The sequence below is a fragment of the Sediminibacillus albus genome (genome assembly GCF_900101125.1).
GTDB lineage: Bacteria > Bacillota > Bacilli > Bacillales > Amphibacillaceae > Sediminibacillus > Sediminibacillus albus.
Window position 1 is genome coordinate 429,560 of the sequence record NZ_FNFL01000001.1, and the last position, 16,884, is coordinate 446,443.

General features: G+C 41.4%; 20 protein-coding genes. 1 reads left to right on the top strand and 19 read right to left on the bottom strand.

The features are described 5' to 3' along the window. Positions 1-7: 7 nt before the first annotated feature. From BLR93_RS02225 to smc, 13 genes are all read right to left on the bottom strand, one after another. Positions 8-787 (bottom strand): ribonuclease HII, encoded by a 780-nt coding sequence (locus BLR93_RS02225; RefSeq protein WP_093210779.1) that lies wholly within the window; start codon positions 785-787, stop codon positions 8-10. A 152-nt stretch (positions 788-939) separates the two neighbouring features. After that, positions 940-1,800, bottom strand: a complete 861-nt coding sequence (ylqF, locus tag BLR93_RS02230) for a ribosome biogenesis GTPase YlqF (protein WP_093210781.1) — start codon at positions 1,798-1,800, stop codon at positions 940-942. A gap of 102 nt (positions 1,801-1,902) precedes the next feature. Then, a complete protein-coding gene (lepB, locus tag BLR93_RS02235; protein WP_093210783.1) occupies positions 1,903-2,460 on the bottom strand; it encodes a signal peptidase I in 558 nt (185 codons plus the stop codon). A gap of 229 nt (positions 2,461-2,689) precedes the next feature. After that, a complete protein-coding gene (gene rplS / locus BLR93_RS02240) occupies positions 2,690-3,034 on the bottom strand; it encodes a 50S ribosomal protein L19 (RefSeq protein WP_093210785.1) in 345 nt (114 codons plus the stop codon). Between the two features lie 208 nt (positions 3,035-3,242). Further along, the gene (gene trmD, locus BLR93_RS02245; protein WP_093210787.1) at positions 3,243-3,968 is read right to left on the bottom strand and encodes a tRNA (guanosine(37)-N1)-methyltransferase TrmD; all 726 of its coding nucleotides are present in this window, start codon (positions 3,966-3,968) and stop codon (positions 3,243-3,245) included. Then, positions 3,968-4,492 (bottom strand): ribosome maturation factor RimM, encoded by a 525-nt coding sequence (gene rimM / locus BLR93_RS02250; protein ID WP_093210789.1) that lies wholly within the window; start codon positions 4,490-4,492, stop codon positions 3,968-3,970. Before rimM ends, trmD begins: the two co-directional genes overlap by 1 nt. Before the next feature lie 12 nt (positions 4,493-4,504). After that, positions 4,505-4,927, bottom strand: a complete 423-nt coding sequence (locus BLR93_RS02255) for a YlqD family protein (protein WP_245690038.1) — start codon at positions 4,925-4,927, stop codon at positions 4,505-4,507. A 194-nt stretch (positions 4,928-5,121) separates the two neighbouring features. Beyond that, positions 5,122-5,349 (bottom strand): KH domain-containing protein, encoded by a 228-nt coding sequence (locus BLR93_RS02260; RefSeq protein WP_093210791.1) that lies wholly within the window; start codon positions 5,347-5,349, stop codon positions 5,122-5,124. A 14-nt stretch (positions 5,350-5,363) separates the two neighbouring features. Further along, on the bottom strand, positions 5,364-5,636 hold the full coding sequence (rpsP, locus tag BLR93_RS02265; protein WP_093210793.1) for a 30S ribosomal protein S16: 273 nt from the start codon (positions 5,634-5,636) through the stop codon (positions 5,364-5,366). An 82-nt stretch (positions 5,637-5,718) separates the two neighbouring features. Next, positions 5,719-7,062, bottom strand: a complete 1,344-nt coding sequence (ffh, locus tag BLR93_RS02270) for a signal recognition particle protein (RefSeq protein ID WP_093210795.1) — start codon at positions 7,060-7,062, stop codon at positions 5,719-5,721. A 13-nt stretch (positions 7,063-7,075) separates the two neighbouring features. After that, positions 7,076-7,402: a putative DNA-binding protein gene (locus BLR93_RS02275; protein ID WP_093210797.1), complete on the bottom strand. Its 327-nt coding sequence runs from the start codon at positions 7,400-7,402 to the stop codon at positions 7,076-7,078. Between the two features lie 66 nt (positions 7,403-7,468). After that, the gene (gene ftsY, locus BLR93_RS02280) at positions 7,469-8,470 is read right to left on the bottom strand and encodes a signal recognition particle-docking protein FtsY (protein ID WP_093212302.1); all 1,002 of its coding nucleotides are present in this window, start codon (positions 8,468-8,470) and stop codon (positions 7,469-7,471) included. An 18-nt stretch (positions 8,471-8,488) separates the two neighbouring features. After that, positions 8,489-12,055: a chromosome segregation protein SMC gene (smc, locus tag BLR93_RS02285; RefSeq protein WP_093210799.1), complete on the bottom strand. Its 3,567-nt coding sequence runs from the start codon at positions 12,053-12,055 to the stop codon at positions 8,489-8,491. Positions 12,056-12,236: 181 nt separating this feature from the next. Between smc and BLR93_RS02290 the strand changes: the two genes are divergently transcribed. Next, positions 12,237-12,458, top strand: a complete 222-nt coding sequence (locus BLR93_RS02290) for a DUF1128 domain-containing protein (protein ID WP_093210801.1) — start codon at positions 12,237-12,239, stop codon at positions 12,456-12,458. Positions 12,459-12,505: 47 nt separating this feature from the next. Here the strand turns inward: BLR93_RS02290 and rnc are convergent, their stop codons facing one another. The 6 genes from rnc to fapR form a co-directional block, all read right to left on the bottom strand. Continuing rightward, a complete protein-coding gene (gene rnc / locus BLR93_RS02295) occupies positions 12,506-13,192 on the bottom strand; it encodes a ribonuclease III (RefSeq protein ID WP_093210803.1) in 687 nt (228 codons plus the stop codon). Between the two features lie 129 nt (positions 13,193-13,321). After that, positions 13,322-13,555 carry an acyl carrier protein gene (locus BLR93_RS02300; protein ID WP_093210806.1) on the bottom strand — a complete coding sequence of 78 codons (234 nt, stop codon included), beginning with the start codon at positions 13,553-13,555 and terminating at the stop codon, positions 13,322-13,324. A 47-nt stretch (positions 13,556-13,602) separates the two neighbouring features. Next, positions 13,603-14,343, bottom strand: a complete 741-nt coding sequence (gene fabG / locus BLR93_RS02305; protein ID WP_093212304.1) for a 3-oxoacyl-[acyl-carrier-protein] reductase — start codon at positions 14,341-14,343, stop codon at positions 13,603-13,605. 2 nt (positions 14,344-14,345) lie between these two features. Then, on the bottom strand, positions 14,346-15,293 hold the full coding sequence (gene fabD / locus BLR93_RS02310) for an ACP S-malonyltransferase (RefSeq protein WP_093210808.1): 948 nt from the start codon (positions 15,291-15,293) through the stop codon (positions 14,346-14,348). Position 15,294: 1 nt separating this feature from the next. After that, positions 15,295-16,299: a phosphate acyltransferase PlsX gene (plsX, locus tag BLR93_RS02315; protein ID WP_093210810.1), complete on the bottom strand. Its 1,005-nt coding sequence runs from the start codon at positions 16,297-16,299 to the stop codon at positions 15,295-15,297. Then, complete coding sequence (gene fapR / locus BLR93_RS02320; RefSeq protein ID WP_093210812.1) at positions 16,283-16,876, bottom strand: transcription factor FapR; 594 nt, start codon at positions 16,874-16,876, stop codon at positions 16,283-16,285. The genes plsX and fapR overlap by 17 nt, the downstream gene beginning before the upstream one ends. Positions 16,877-16,884 lie beyond the last annotated feature (8 nt).

The following is a 16,884-nucleotide window of genomic DNA, read 5'->3' on the forward strand; positions in this document are numbered from 1 at the left end:
CACTCCTTTACTTTGTAATCAGCTCTCTGATTGGTGCAAAGCTCTTTCGGTGATATGGAGTAATTCCATGTTTATGTAAAGCAGTAATGTGAGCCTTTGTTCCATATCCTTGATTGGTTATAAAGTCATATAGTGGATAGTCAGCATGAATGTCAGCCATCATTCGGTCTCTGGTCACTTTGGCAACTATACTTGCGGCAGCGATCGAAATACTTTTTTGGTCACCCTTAATAATAGCTTCAGAAGTACATGGAAGTCTTTCTAAAGGGACAGCGTCAATCAATACATGGTCAGGCTGCTGCTTTAAGTTGTTTAAAGCGATGTGCATTGCTTTTTTTGATGCTTGATATATGTTTAAATTATCAATTTCCTGATTATCAATTACGCCGACCGCCCAAGATTTCGCCTGACTGGTAATTATCTGATAGTATTCATTGCGCAGCCTTTCATTTATTTGCTTAGAATCATTTAATCCTGGCAAATAAAAAGACTCGCCTAGAATTACAGCAGCAGCTACCACAGGACCAGCCAGCGGTCCCCGTCCGGCTTCATCGATACCAGCAATAAATGATTTACCGCTTTGCTGCTGTATTCTTTCATATGTACTCATTTCAGTAAATAACTGTTTATCGAGCAACGCTTTTTCCTGGCGGCGCTGATAACCGTCCAGTAACTTTTGTACACCTCTTCTATTATCATGTTTTAACTGACTTATAAATTCTTCGGATATCTCCTGTTGGGATTCTAATTTATTTTTAATATCCCTTATTGTTAGTGTTGAAACCATCTTTTCATCTCCCATAACTATAATATCGTCACAACAATAGTAGTTTTAAAGCAGGAAAAGGCACCATCAGAAGATGAATGCCTTATCAGCTTTTTATTAAGTATCCAGTTTGGCAACGGAAAATATAAAGGGATATACCAGCACCATCGGTGTTATTTACCTTGATGGTTTACCGGGGTTTCTAATGTTAGTGCCCCTAATCTGCCTGATCTTAAATCACGGATGATTATATCAGCAGTTTTCTCAAAATTTATCCTGCCTCCGCTTTCCAGACAGCCTCTTAAGCTTCCGATCTTTTCAAAAACCTGCCCCATATCTTCTACATCGCTATCTAAATTAAATCGTTCTTTCAACAATTCAGGGTAGTTGTCACGAAGATAACCGATAACGAAAGCTGCTACATCCTCTAAAGGAAGAAGCTGATCCTTAATCGTTCCAATCGCAGCCAGTCTGTAACCGACAAGCTCATCTTCAAACTTTGGCCACAAAATACCTGGTGTATCCAACAATTCAAAGTCCTTTTTTATTTTGATCCATTGCTGGCTAGTTGTTATTCCAGGCCGGTCGCCTGTTTTAGCTATTTTTCTATTGGCTAGCCGATTAATCAAAGTTGATTTACCAACGTTAGGAATACCCAAAATCATCGCCCGGGAGGGTCTCGGCCTTATTCCTTTTTTCTTTAATTTTTCAAGCTTTTCTTTTCCCATCTCTTTAGCTGTCGTTATTACCTTTTGGATGTCCTGCTTATTCTGAACATCAACCGCAACCGCAGGTGTGCCTTCTTTTTCAAACTTTGCTTGCCAGGCACTGGTCACTGCTGGGTCTGCAAGATCTTTTTTCATCAAGATTCTCATTCTTGGCTTGTCCTGCAATACTTGCTGAAGCATCGGATTTTGAGAAGACTCCGGCACTCTGGCATCAACTAACTCAATAACAAAATCGACCAGCTTTAATTTTTCCTGTACTTCTCTTTTAGCCTTGGCCATATGGCCCGGAAACCATTGAATCGTCATCTTTTATGCCACCCCTCCTTTTTATCATGATAAGTAACCAAAGGTTTATCCATTATGTTTCTACGTACAGATAAATCATTTCCAGTATCCATCTGGGATGGTTTATCTGATTAAGCGAAAGCGGTCAAGCGGCCAATATAACAACTGAACTTCTCCAACAATCTGGTCATAGGAAATTAAGCCAAGCAAACGGCTGTCAGTAGAATTTCCCCGGTTATCACCCAAAACCAAAACATGGTTTTCCGGGATAACTTCGTAGCCGCCAGGTAATTCCTCCAATTTAAAGTCAAAGGTATAAGTGCGATTATCCCCCATCATCCCTTTGGAAGAGTCAATATACGGCTCCTCTACCTTCTCTCCATTGATATACAGCGAATCATCCTTAACTTCAACATGGTCGCCAGGAACTCCAATCACCCGCTTAATATAATCCTTTTTCGCTGTAGCATGGAAGACGACAATGTCAAAACGGTCTGGGTCTCCTATAGAATAATTTATTTTATTAACGATCATATGATCGCCGTCGTGCAGTGTCGGCTGCATAGACGGCCCATCCACAACAATAGGAGCGAAAAAAAACATTCTTACAATAACAGCCAGCAGGCCGGCAATCAGAAGCGCTTTTATCCAGTCCAGCCATTCATTCTTTTTTTTGGCCATACTCTAACCTCCATGTATTACAGCTTCACAAGTGGTTATACCTACCCACTAGTTTAAGTGGTCCATAAACTTAGTTTATCCTACCTGACCACTTGCACAATAAAATACTATTTAAACAGTTTTTTAAATAAATGATTAATCCAACTATATGAGCGAATGTTAAGCTTGTCAGCATTTAATGGTAGAAAAAAAGAGCTTGACTAAGCAAGCTCCTTTCAAAATTTTCAAATTAGCGAATTTCTTTAATACGAGCAGCCTTACCACGAAGGTTGCGAAGATAGTAAAGTTTCGCACGGCGTACTTTACCGCGGCGGGATACTTCAATCTTGTCTAAGCGAGGAGAATGTACTGGAAAAGTACGTTCTACTCCCACACCATAAGAAATTTTACGAACAGTAAAAGTTTCGCTGATTCCGCCATTTTGACGTTTGATTACAACGCCTTCAAATACCTGGATACGTTCACGGGTTCCTTCCACAACTTTCACGTGGACTTTAACTGTGTCACCAGGGCGAAATTCAGGATGGTCAGTGCGAAGCTGTTCTTTTGTAACTTCTTCAATAATGTTTTGCATCCTGTTACACTCCTTCCAAACCAATGTTCTTACCTTAAGAATAAAGACAGCGGAACACTGTTTATAAGGCTTAAACACCACTGTTTAAGCACAACAAATAATATACCATATCCTATCTATTACTTCAACTATTAATTGATAATACTCTCATGGTCTGTAACCAAAACTGCCTTTTTCCAGATGAATTATAGGTAGAGAAACGGGCGACCTATTTGAGACTTTCCAACCATTCTTTTTCTTTAAAGGATAATGGATAGTTTTCCAATAAATCGCGGCGCCGCTCAAACGTCCTTTTTAAGGATTGAAGCTTGCGCCATTCAGCAATTTTTCCATGGTTACCGGAAACTAGTACGTCAGGCACCCGCAGGCCACGGAATTCAACAGGTCTCGTATAATGTGGATGCTCAAGCAAGCCATTGGAAAAAGAATCTTCCGGTGCAGATGAATCATTCCCCAGCACCCCCGGAAGCAGCCGTACAACACTATCAATAACTACCATAGCACCCAATTCCCCGCCTGTGAGGACATAATCGCCGATGGATATCTCATCGGTTGCCAGGTGCTCTCTGATCCTTTCGTCATAACCTTCATAATGCCCGCAAATAAAAATCAGATGTTCTTCTTTGGAAAGCTCCACTGCTTTTTCCTGTGTGTGGGTCTCTCCCTGAGGGCATAGCAGGACCACCCTCGGCTTATTATCAAAACCTGCGGATAAATCCTCGACAGCATCAAACAGCGGCTGAGGGGTCAATACCATGCCGGCACCGCCTCCATATGGATAGTCATCTACTTTCTTATGTTTATTTTCGGAGTAATCCCGAAAATTCACCAGCTTATACTGAAAAGCATCTGCTTCTTGGGCTTTTTTCAATATCGAATGATTAAATACTCCTTCAAACATTTCCGGAAATAGGGTCAAAACATCAATTTTCATTAGTCCAGCAGTCCCTCCATAGGCTCGATGACTACTTTACTGTTATCGATATTAATCTCTTTGACTACATCTTCAATATAAGGAATAAGTAAGTCTTTCTGTCCTTTACGTTGAACAACCCATACATCATTCGCTCCCGGCGATAATATTTCTTTAATAACTCCTAAATGCTCTCCAGAAGATAAGTGAACCCCACAGCCGATAATTTCATGGTAATAGAACTCCCCTTCTTCCAGCGGCGTAAGCTGGTCTTCTGTTACTTTTAACATTCCGTTTTTTAACTTTTCTACATCATTGATCGAATCATAACCTTCAAAATGAAGCAAATCGAAGTTTTTATGGCGTCTATGCCCATCTACCACAAGAGTTACCGGATCTGTTTGGTCTTCTCCTGTCCAGTACAACTGTCTTCCTTCTGCAAATCTTTCTTCGAAATCAGTAATCCTCAACACTTTTACCTCGCCGCGGATTCCATGGGTATTAATTACTTTGCCAACATTAAACATTTTTTTATTTATATTCATAACGTTCACCTGCTATTTTATTTGGATAACAGTACCATCCTTTACGATGATTGCTTTATCATCTACAAGGCTGTCCCAGTTATATCCTTCTTCAACTTCAACAAGAGATTCAACTTCGCCTTCCGTTATTTCACTGCCTACCGGAAGTATGCTCAACTGCTCCACCTGAAATTCTATCCATTTTATTTTGTCCCTACGTTTCGTTATTTCTTTTTGGAAACGGTTTGCCACTTCTTGCCTGGAAACACCTTTTTTATTCTGGAGTTTTCTTTGTTCAAACTGGAGTTGTTGACACTCTTGTTCAAGCTGCTGTCGATTATGATTAAATTGCTCTGACAGCTCCTGTTTGCTTTTTTCGGTAATCACCTGTTTCACTGGAATTTTCCGAATAATTTTCACTATCGTTCCTGCCTTTCTATTAGAAAACTTCGCCAAGCCGCCCCTTCTTTAGGAGCGAGATAGTTGTTTGCTTTTCTATCCTTCCGGTTACATCCTGGAGATAGCACAAAAAAGCATAAGAAGAAATCAATTTTAAAAAAATCATCTATCAACGATGAATGATTAGGCAGGGGGATTGGATGATTCCTTTTGGAATTGGGAAAAAAGGGAAAGGTTTCCCCTTCCCCTTTTCACATGATATCCAAATAGATACGCTTTTTTGTATCCGAACCAGCAGCATAAACTACTGTTCGTACAGCTTTAGCTATACGGCCGTTTTTGCCGATAACTTTGCCGACATCTTCCTGGTTGACAGCTAAGTGGTATGTTATTCTATCGTCTGTTTCATTGACTGATACTACCACATCATCCGGGTAGTCGACTAATGGAGCCACCATTGTTTCAATTAAGGCTTTCATGATATCACACTACTTTACTTTTGGTTTTTCATGTCGTGGAATTTAGTCATGATGCCTTGTTTAGAGAATAAGTTACGTACTGTATCGCTAGGCTTTGCACCTTTAGCCATCCAGTCAAGCGCTTTTTCTTCATCTAATTTAACTTCAATCGGATTAGCTACCGGATTGTAAGTGCCAATTTGTTCGATTAAACGTCCGTCACGAGGAGAACGTGAATCAGCTACTACTACGCGATAAAAAGGGTTTCTTTTTGAACCCATGCGCTTTAGGCGAATTTTAACTGCCATGTCTTGCACCTCCATCATTAATATTGCTTATCACAAGTTTAGATTTTATCAGAAGTTCTTTTAGCTGTAAAGTGTTTTTCCATTACATAAACGGAAATTTCATTCCTTTTCCTTTTTTGCCCTTCGGCATATTGGACATCTGTTTCATCATTTTCTTCATTTCCTCGAATTGCTTTAACAGCCGGTTGACTTCTGATACATTTCGCCCCGACCCCTTTGCAATTCTTTTTTTACGGCTGGCATTCATAATGCTGGGATCCTGCCGTTCTTGTTTTGTCATCGACTGAATAATCGCTTCTACATGGGATAGCTGTTTTTCATCAAACTGGACATTTTTCAGGCCTTTCATTTTGTTTGCTCCAGGCAGCATCCCAATAATGTCTTCCAGCGGCCCCATATTCCGGACCTGGCCCATCTGTTCGAGGAAGTCATCAAAAGTGAATGTTGCAGAACGCATCTTCTCTTCTAATTCTTTTGCCTTGTTTTCGTCTACAGTATCCTGGGCTTTTTCAATCAGGGAAAGCACATCACCCATACCAAGGATACGGGAAGCCATCCTTTCTGGATGAAATGCTTCCAATTCGTCCAGCTTCTCTCCCATCCCGGCAAATTTTATCGGTTTATCTGTGACAGCTTTAATGGACAAAGCTGCCCCGCCCCTTGTATCACCGTCCAGCTTAGTCAGGACAACACCGGAAACTTCCAACTGTTCATTAAAGCTTTCCGCAACATTGACAGCATCCTGTCCAGTCATAGCATCGACAACAAGAAAAATTTCATCAGGCTGTACGTTGGCTTTGATTTGTTGTAATTCATCCATTAAATCGTTATCTACGTGCAGCCGTCCAGCTGTATCAATAATCACATAATCCTGATGGTCCTCTTTTGCTTTCTCTATCGCCTGGTTAGCTATATCGACGGGATTTGCTTCAGTCCCTAGTGAAAAGACAGGCATATTCAGCTGTTTTCCTAAGGTTTCCAGCTGATTGATTGCTGCAGGGCGATAAACGTCGGCTGCCACAAGCATCGGATTTCGGTTATATTTTTTTCTTAGCAGATTAGCTAGTTTCCCTGTTGTCGTTGTTTTACCTGCACCTTGCAAACCTACCATCATGATTACTGTCGGCGGTCGATCAGCGACAGCTATCTTGCTTTGTTCTCCGCCCATTAATTCAGTCAATTCATCACGGACAACCTTAATAACTTGTTGACCAGGAGTAAGGCTCTCCATCACTTCCTGTCCAATTGCCCGTTCTCTGATGCGCTTGACAAAATCCTTTACTACTTTGAAGTTGACGTCTGCTTCTAATAATGCCAGACGAACTTCCCTTGTCATTTCTTTGACATCTTGCTCTGTTACTTTACCTTTGCCCTTAATTCTTTGGATTGTACCTTGCAGGCGGTCGGCCAAGCCTTCAAATGCCATAGAAGGAGCCCTCCTAATCTAATTCTTTGAGAGAATCGATCAATTCTCTTAAAGTTGTTATCTGATTTGAACGAAATGCCTGTTCCATTTCTTCCAGCAGGCTGTTTCGCTCTTTAAACTTTTTATACAAATGGAGCTTATCCTCATAAGCTTCCAGCATCGCTTCTGTCCGCCGAATATTATCATAGACAGCTTGCCTGGAAACGTGGAAGGTTTCGGAAATTTCTCCAAGAGAGTAATCCTCTAAATAATAAAGTTCCATGTAATTCCTTTGCTTTGGTGTTAGTAATTCCTGATAAAAGTCAAACAGAAAATTAATTCGAGTCGTTTTTTCCAGCAAGATGAGCACTCCTTGTTAAGTGAAAAACCTTTACATAGAAATACTACCTAACATTACCTTCATCTGTCAAGGCGTATCTTCTTCCATCATGTCTGCAAATAGCCCGTAAACGAAGGCATGTGCATCAAATGCTTGTAAGTCTGTTACTTTTTCGCCCAGCCCTACATACTTCACAGGAATACTCATTTCATTCCGAATTGCCAGCACGATTCCCCCTTTAGCTGTGCCATCCAGCTTGGTAAGTACGATGCCGGATACATCAGTAGCCTCTGAGAATGTCTTCGCCTGACTCATTGCATTCTGACCTGTAGTAGCATCAAGGACAAGCAGAACTTCATGGGGTGCTTCAGGAATTTCTCGGGAAATAACCTTTTTAACCTTTGACAATTCATTCATTAGATTAACTTTGTTTTGCAGCCTTCCCGCTGTATCACATAAGAGAACATCCGCTCCTCTGGACCTCGCAGCCTGGATTCCGTCAAATATAACAGCAGCTGGATCACTGCCGGCATTATGCTTGATTACTTCAACACCGACTCGTTCTCCCCAAACATCCAGTTGTTCGATCGCCCCGGCACGGAATGTATCGCCTGCAGCCATCACTACCTTTTTTCCTTCCTCCTTCAGTTGATGGGCCATCTTGCCGATAGTCGTCGTTTTACCGACCCCATTAACTCCTACAAACAGAATGACGGATAAGCCGTTTTGGTTGAGGTTTAATTGTTCTACATCTTCCGCTTCTTCCCCATAATAAATATCTACTAGTTTTTCAGAGATTACTTCTTTTACTTCCTTACTATCTTTGATATTTCTCCGTTTCACTTCCATTTTCAGTTCGTCAATCAAATCCATAACCGTTGCTACACCTACATCGGCCGAAATAAGTATTTCTTCCAAATCTTCAAAGAAATCTTCATCGACTTTCCGATAGCGTGCAACGAGATCATTGATCTTGCCTGAAAACGAGCTTCTTGTTTTTGACAATCCTTCTTTGTATTTATCTGACTGTGTTTCTTGCTTTGTTTCATCACCGCTGAATTTTTCTTTCAGCTTTTTAAAAAAGCTCATAGTACCTTCCTCTCTCATTTATGCTTTTACCAGTTCCGGAGCATCCTCCAGCCTTACAGATACAAGCCGGGAAACGCCGGATTCCTGCATGGTGACGCCATAAAGCACATCGGCTTCTTCCATTGTTCCCTTCCTGTGAGTAATCACAATAAATTGGGTTTTTTCGCTGAATTCTTTTAAATACCTGGCAAATCGGTTGACATTGGCGTCGTCCAGGGCTGCCTCCACTTCATCAAGTACACAGAATGGTACGGGCCGTACTCGTAAAATCGCAAATAATAGAGCAATCGCAGTCAGCGCTCTTTCTCCTCCAGAAAGTAATCCAAGATGCTGGAGCTTTTTGCCTGGAGGCCTGGCGATAATATCTACTCCTGTTTCCAGGAGGTTATCAGGCTCCGTCAGTTTAAGCTCCGCATTGCCTCCTCCGAATAATGCATGAAAGACAGTGGAAAATTCTTCTTTTATTTGCGTAAAGGTTGCCTCAAATCTTCTGACCATTTCTCCATCCATCTCTGAAATAACACCGAACAGTGTATCTTTTGCCTGTACCAAATCTGTTTGCTGGTCAGTCAAGAATTCATACCGCTCTAATATTCGTTCATATTCGTCAATAGCGCCCAAATTGACAGTTCCCAATTCTTCGATGGACCGCTTAATCAGCTTCACTGATTGCTTGGTTTGTTCCACGTCCTCGGCTTTTTTGTATGTTTGGCGGGCTTTTTCAAATGATAACGAATATTCATTTTGTAAATGATTCAGTCGGTTTTCAAGCTCAACATCAAACCTGGCTGCCTTTAATTCCTTATCTTGGAGGTCTTGGGCAATTGATTGATATAACCGGTTTTTTTCTTTGATTTCCCGCTCCTGGTCATTCATCCGCTCTGTTTTATCTGAACGCTCCTGGCGGCGCGCCTGGATAAGCTGGGTCACTTTTTCTTTATGTCTTCTTTTTTCCAGCAGCTTCTCATCGATTTCCTGCTCTGTTTCAGCATTGTTTTGGAACTCGTATATTTGCTGTAATTGTTTGATATTATCCTGTAATGACTGATAAGTTTCTGTATATTGCCGTTCCAGCGACTGGCATTTTTCCTTTTGGCTATTCACTTGTGCTTCTTGTTCGGCCATAGTGACTTCCAGCTGATGATGTTTAGATTGCAGTTTATCCTGGTTTTGCTGATGGTCTGACTGCTGTTTGTTTAAGTCATCTATCTTTTTTTGGATTTCTTTCAGAACAGCTTCAATGCCGCTCAATTCATTCGCCAGTCCTGATTCACGTCGTTTTAAATCTGCCAAATCAGTTTCATATTGATTGGTATCCTGGTCATATAGTTTTAAGTTCTCGTTATAATGGGAAACCTTTATTTCAACCTCTTTCAGTGCTGAAATCGAGTCTTGCTCTTCTTGTTCAGCTATCTTAATCGCTTCCCGCTGTTTCTCCATACTTCTTTCCAAATCTTCATTGGACTGCTTTCGATCTTTGACCTGTTTCTCAAAAGCCGATGCTTTCGTTTCAAAATCAGCAAGCTTTTTCGTAATATCCTGTAAGTCTTTTTCACGAGAAAACAGGGATTGGCTGTTTTTCTTTTGTGCACCACCGGTCATAGCCCCGCCGGGATTTATGACATCCCCTTCAAGGGTGACTATCCGGAACTTCCGTTGCAATTTGACGGCTATTTCATTCGCATTTTTCAAATTATCTGCGATCACTACATTGCCTAAAAGATTCCTGACAATGGATTGATGTTCATTTTTATGTTTAACCAAATCCGAACCAATACCGACAAAACCTGGATGGTTTTTAGCAGAAGTCATTAAATCGCCTGGTATAAATTTTGGTTTTATAGCAGTAATCGGCAAGAAGGTAGCGCGCCCTTTATTATTTTTTTTCAACCAATTGATGGCTGCTCTTGCTTTTGCTTCATCTTCTACAACTACATGCTGGGCCTGTCCGCCAAGAGCCGTTTCAATCGCAGAGATATAGTCAGCTGGAACATCGATCAGCTCGATGACTGCCCCTTCTATGCCAGCTATTTCACTTTCCTGCCTTGCCTTCAGTATTTCCTTTACACCTTGGAAGAACCCTTGAAATCCTTCCTTCATATCTTCAAGCATCTCTTTCTTCGATTTAAGCTTTTCTATATACTGGTAGCCTTGATAAAGTTTGGTTTGCAGCTCTTGATAATTTGCTTTATCTGATTCCAGCGCTTTTTTCTGCTTTTCGAATTCTTGTTCAGCAGCTTTCCGTTTCTCCGTACGGCCCTTTAATTCGGCTTGCAGTTCTTCCAACTGGGCTTCAAGCTTCTCCCGCTCACTTATAAGTCCTTTGAACTTATCCTGCTGGCTGTTCTTTTTCATCCCGATTTGTTCCAGCTGCTTGGCTATCGATTGTCTCTCGTTTCGCTTTGCCGCTTGTTCATTTAAACGCTCTATATATTCACTTTTGAGTTCTTCGATTTGTTCTTCGATGTTTTGCCCGGTTGCCGATAGCTGTTTTGCTGTTTGCTTAAGGCTCTCTCTGGTTTCCTGCTTCTCTCTTTCCCATGCAGCCAATTTTTCATTTTCGCTATCCAGCTCGTTTTTCAATGTTTCTGATCTTTCCCTTAATTGGCCATTCTCTTCTTCAAGCTTTGACTTATTATCCTGGAAATGCTTATGGCGCTCATTAATTAATTGCTTTTTCCCTTCCAGATTCTCCAACTGCTGGGTAAGATCCAGTAATGACTCCTGCAGCTCTTCGATGGATTCATCCAATGCCTGGATTTGGCTTCGCCCTTCCTCAAGGTTTGCCTGCTTCTGTTGAATGCTGGTTTGCATTTCGATTTCTTTTTGTTTCTGTACTTCAATCTCTGAAAGCAGAGCTTTCCATTTTGTATGAAGCTCTTCAATTTCAGCAATCAACAGGGAAATCTCAACTTCTTTTAACTCATCTTTCTTTTGTAAAAAATCCTGGGCAACGGCAGCTTGCTCCTTCAAAGGCTCCAGCTGCCCATCTATTTCATATATAATATCTTCAATTCTATTTAAATTCTCTTGTGTCTCAGCCAGCTTATATTCAGCTTTCTTTTTTCTTTGTTTGTATTTCAATACTCCTGCAGCTTCCTCAAAAATAGATCTTCTCTCTTCTGCTTTGGAACTTAATATTTCTTCTACCTTCCCCTGGCTAATAATTGAAAAAGCTTCCCGACCTAAGCCAGAGTCCATAAATAGATCAATGATGTCTTTCAAACGGCAAGACTGCTTATTAATCAGGAATTCACTTTCTCCCGATCGATAAACCCTTCTCGTCACACTTACTTCATTGTAATCGAGTGCTAATGTCTGGTCACTGTTATCAAGCGTAAGGGTAACCTCTGCAATATTCAGGGCTTTTCTGGAATCGCTGCCTTGAAAAATAATGTCCTCCATTTTGGAGCCGCGCAAGGATTTCGCTGACTGTTCTCCCAGTACCCACCGGATAGCGTCCGTAATATTACTTTTACCGCTGCCGTTTGGGCCTACTACCGCTGTCACACCCGGTACAAAGTCAACGGATATACGTTCAGCAAAAGATTTAAAACCAACTGTATCTAATCGTTTCAGGAACATAATCATTCTCCTATTTTACTATTCAATCCATAAAAACTATTGTTTAGAATACAAACTGAATCTGCTTAGATTCAGCAGTAGTATGTAGTCCTGTGTTATGATAAATTTGCATTTCAACTCATTTATTTTATCATAAAGAATAAGGTCTTAGAAGGAATCAATCAAATGAAGGAGTGTTATTGTGAGTTTAAATGAACCATCAAAAGAAAACCTGGACATCATCATCAACAATATGGCGAGGCAATTACAAGTCGTCAATCGCTCAATTATGAATCCGGACGATTATGACTTGGACAAGTACGAGGAACTGAAATCTCTCCACGATATGCTGCAGCAAAAAGGACAGCTCAGTGTTGCTGAAACTCAAGCAGTAATTGAAGAACTGGCCGCTCACCGTAAATGACAGGAAATGAAGGAGGCTTTCCGTATAGGGAATTGCCTCCTTCATTTCTATCTCGCTTCATAATTATCCAGAGCTTTTTTTGCTGCCCTTTGTTCTGCTTCTTTTTTTGTTCTACCGTATCCTGTTCCGGCAACTTTCCCTTGAATTTGAACCTCTGCCACGAACTCTCTATTATGAGCCGGCCCTCTTTCATCGGTGATCAAATATTCAATGTTCCCGTTTTTACTTCTTTGTACCAACTCTTGAAGCTGACTCTTATAATCCATCGCATGCGAAAAAGCACCTTTGCTTATTTTAGGATAGACGTATTTTTCCAGAAAATTAATCGACACATCAAAACCTTGATCCAGGTAAAGCGCACCGATAAAAGACTCAAATACATCCGCCAGGAGAGCTGGCCGGTTTCTGCCGCCCGTCATTTCTTCCCCTTTTCCAAGTAATATGTAAGCAGAAAATCCTAAGTCATTAGCGAAACTGACTAACGATGGCTCACATACAATAGAGGCCCGGAATTTAGTTAACTCTCCCTCAGCCATTTCCGGATATTCCCGGTACAAGTATTGGGAAACTCCCAGCTCTAATACGGCATCACCTAAAAATTCCAATCGTTCATTATCGCGAAAATACTTTTTTCGATGCTCATTCACATAAGATGAATGGGTAAATGCTTGTTGTAAAAGCCTTTCATTTTTAAAGGATATTCCAAGCTGTTTTTGCAGCTGTGAAAAATTCATTAATCACACCTCCCTTTAGATAAAAAATGGCTTGTAATATGGAGAAAGCCCCGCTTAAACGGGACTTTTCCTATCGCTGCTTCATTAAGCCACAGTGACATCATCATGCAAATAAATAAGTACTATTTATTATTGAATGCTGTTTATGTAGTTAACAGCATCGCCTACTGTTTCAATTTTCTCTGCTTCCTCATCGGATATCTCCATATCAAACTCATCTTCCAATTCCATCACAAGTTCAACTACGTCCAATGAATCTGCTTCAAGGTCATCTTTAAATGAAGCCTCCATTGTCACTTTGGACTCTTCTACATCCAGACGATCGATAACGATCTTTTTGACACGCTCAAATGTATCTGCCATTCCAATTCACCCCCTTTCAAAGTGCTGAACAAGGTATTACCTTTCTGTTACATAACCATTCCGCCGTCCACATGAATCGTTTGGCCGGTGATATAATTTGCATCCTCAGAAGCAAGAAAGCGGACAACTTTTGCCACGTCCTCTCCTCTTCCCAGTTTAGAAAGCGGGATCATGTCTAACATCCCATCCTTTTGCTCTTCTGTCAGTTTCTCAGTCATATCCGTTCCAATAAATCCTGGCGCTACAGCGTTAACCAAAATATTGCGTGAAGCCAGCTCTTTAGCGGTCGATTTTGTCAAACCGATTACTCCTGCCTTGGCAGCCACATAGTTGGCTTGGCCGGGATTTCCGCTTACACCTACAACAGAAGCTATATTAATGATTCTTCCGCTTTTTTGCTTCATCATCTGTCTGGTTACTCCCTTTGTACAAAGGAAAACACCTTTCAAATTAATATCAATTACTTCATCGAATTCTTCCTCTTTCATCCGCATCAGCAAATTGTCTTTCGTAATGCCGGCATTATTGACAAGAATGTCCAGAGTACCAAACTGGCCGACCACTTCTTTTATCATTTGTTTAACATCGGCTTCTTGCGACACATTTGCTTTAATTTTTATAGCCTCAGAACCTAGTTCGCTGATTTCATCAACAACTTCCTGGGCTTTCTCTTCGTTTCCCGCAAAGTTTACTGCAACCTTTGCTCCCTGTCTTGCTAATTCAAGAGCAATCGCTTTTCCTATTCCGCGGGAGGCCCCTGTCACTAATGCAGTTTTCCCATGTAACATCATTAGGATTCCTCCTTATACCATTCTATAAATGTATGGATCGATTCTGTATCTTGTATGGAAAAAGTTTTGGTTCGGCGGTTTATTTTCTTAACCAACCCAGTTAAAACTTTGCCATTACCTACCTCAACAATTGCATCCACACCCTGGTCAAGGATATTCTCGACCGTTTCCTGAAACCTGACAGGAGAGGATAGCTGTTTTATCAAAAGGTCAGAAATCGTTTGTTTATTTGTCACCGGTGCTGCAGTTACGTTGGCATAAACCGGAATATCTGCATCTGACAAGTCCGCTTCATTTAAAGGTGAGGAAAACTTCTCAGCTGCCGGCTGCATTAACCTGGAATGAAACGGACCGCTTACATTAAGCGGAAGCACGCGTTTGATTCCACTTTCTTTCAACCGGGATGCTGCATCTTCTATCCCCTGTTTAGTTCCTGATATGACTACTTGGCCTGGACAATTATAATTTGCTGCATCAACCACTTGATCAGTGCTTTCATTCACCTCATCAAGTATTCTATGTATGTTTTCTATGTCTCCGCCAAGTACAGCTGCCATCGCACCTCTCCCAGCCGGATATGCTTGCTCCATTAGCCGCCCTCTCAAACGCACCAACGGCAAAGCCTCTTCTAAAGTGAATGCTCCAGCAGAGACTAGTGCACTATATTCACCGAGACTATGTCCAGCAGTCATGACAGGCTCGACGCCGTATTGTTTAAGAATCGCATCAATAACCGCACTGTTTAACAATAAAGCAGGCTGTGCATTTTCGGTATTCGTCAATTCTTCCTTCGGACCTTCAAACATCAGCTGCTTTAACGGTTTGTCCAACCATTGATCAGCCTTGTCAAAAAGCTTCTTTGCTATCTCGAAATTTTCATATACATCTTTCCCCATGCCTGTATCCTGGGATCCTTGTCCAGGAAAGACAAATGCCACTCTTTTCATTTTACTCCTCCTCTGCCGACAATGAAAGCTCCTCGATTGTTTTCTCTATGGTGCCTGTAACTTCTAAGTCAACCATGTTACGCGCTTGCTTGATTGCATTGTAAATAGCCCTTGCATTGGATGATCCGTGTGCCTTAATGACAGGTGCTGCCAAACCAAATAATCCCGCACCGCCATATTCCGAGTAATCCAATTGTTCTTTTAACCCTTTTAATTCGGATTTTACTAATCCCGCAGCCATTTTCGTTTTCATATTAGTCATAAAGGCGGCTTTCAACATAGAAAACATTGTCATAGCCGTACCCTCGATCGTTTTCAAAGCTATATTACCGTTGAAACCATCTGTCACAATAACATCTGCAGGTCCTGATAATAAGTCTCTGGCTTCTATGTTCCCTACAAAATTAACCGGGGCAGCGGATAGCTCAGCAAAGGCTTTTTTCGTTAAATCATTTCCCTTGCCATCCTCGGTTCCTATATTCAATAAGCCTACCCGCGGGTTGGGAATTCCCCGTACTTTTTCTGCATAAATCGAACCCATGATGGCGTACTGGACAAGATGGTTAGGTTTTGCATCGACGTTCGCCCCAACATCAAGCAGTAAAAATCCCGAGCCATTCTCAGTGGGAAGGGTGGGACTAAGAGCCGGACGATCAATGCCTTTTATCCGTCCAACCACAAATAACCCTGCACTCATTAACGCTCCAGTGTTTCCTGCTGATATACAGGCGTCAGCCCGGTTTTGTTTCACTTCCTCAGCCATCAGGACAAGCGATGAATTCTTTTTTCTTCTAACCGCACGGACTGGTTCATCCTCACCTGTAATAACTTCTGTTGTATGTATGACATTTATTCTGGTATTACTATGTAACATCGGCTTTATTTGTGCTTCATCGCCAATTAATGTTAATTCGATATCCTTCCATTCTTCGACGGCGGCAAGTGCACCTAAAACTATTTCTTTAGGTGCATGGTCGCCGCCCATCGCATCAATCGCTATCTTCATTGGCAGATTCTCCTTTTTGATGATTGGAACGGAACATAAGAAATTCTCCTGAAAATACTTTTTCATTGTCTACAAAACTATTCACTTGTACCGAAGTACGGCCCTTAGAATCGTTTCCAATTACTGCAGCCTTGGCAATCACTCTTTCCCCCTGCTTTACCTGTCTGGTAAATTTGATTTCTGCCCGGGCTGTGAGTGCAAGCTCATCATCTATTACCGCGACAGCAAGCGAGTTGCCCTGGGCGAATAAATGATGACCTCTCGCGATTTTATTCCTTGAAAATACGTGCTCTTCGCTAATGTCTAAAATCGAGATTGCACGTTTATCTAAGTCTAAGTCAATCACCTCGCCAATAACTTCGTCTATAGGAAGTGCTTTGACTGTTTCATTCCATTGATTAGCTGCTACCGATTTGATCCGTTCCCGCAGTTCAGGAATCGATAATTCCATCCGGTCTAAACGGATCGTCTGTATGCTGACTTCAAACTTTCTGGCCAGTTCTTCATCCGTAATGAAAGGCATATCCTCAATGGTCTGTTTGAGTAAATTCTGCCTTTCTTTCTTCGTTCTTTTCATCTCTCCAC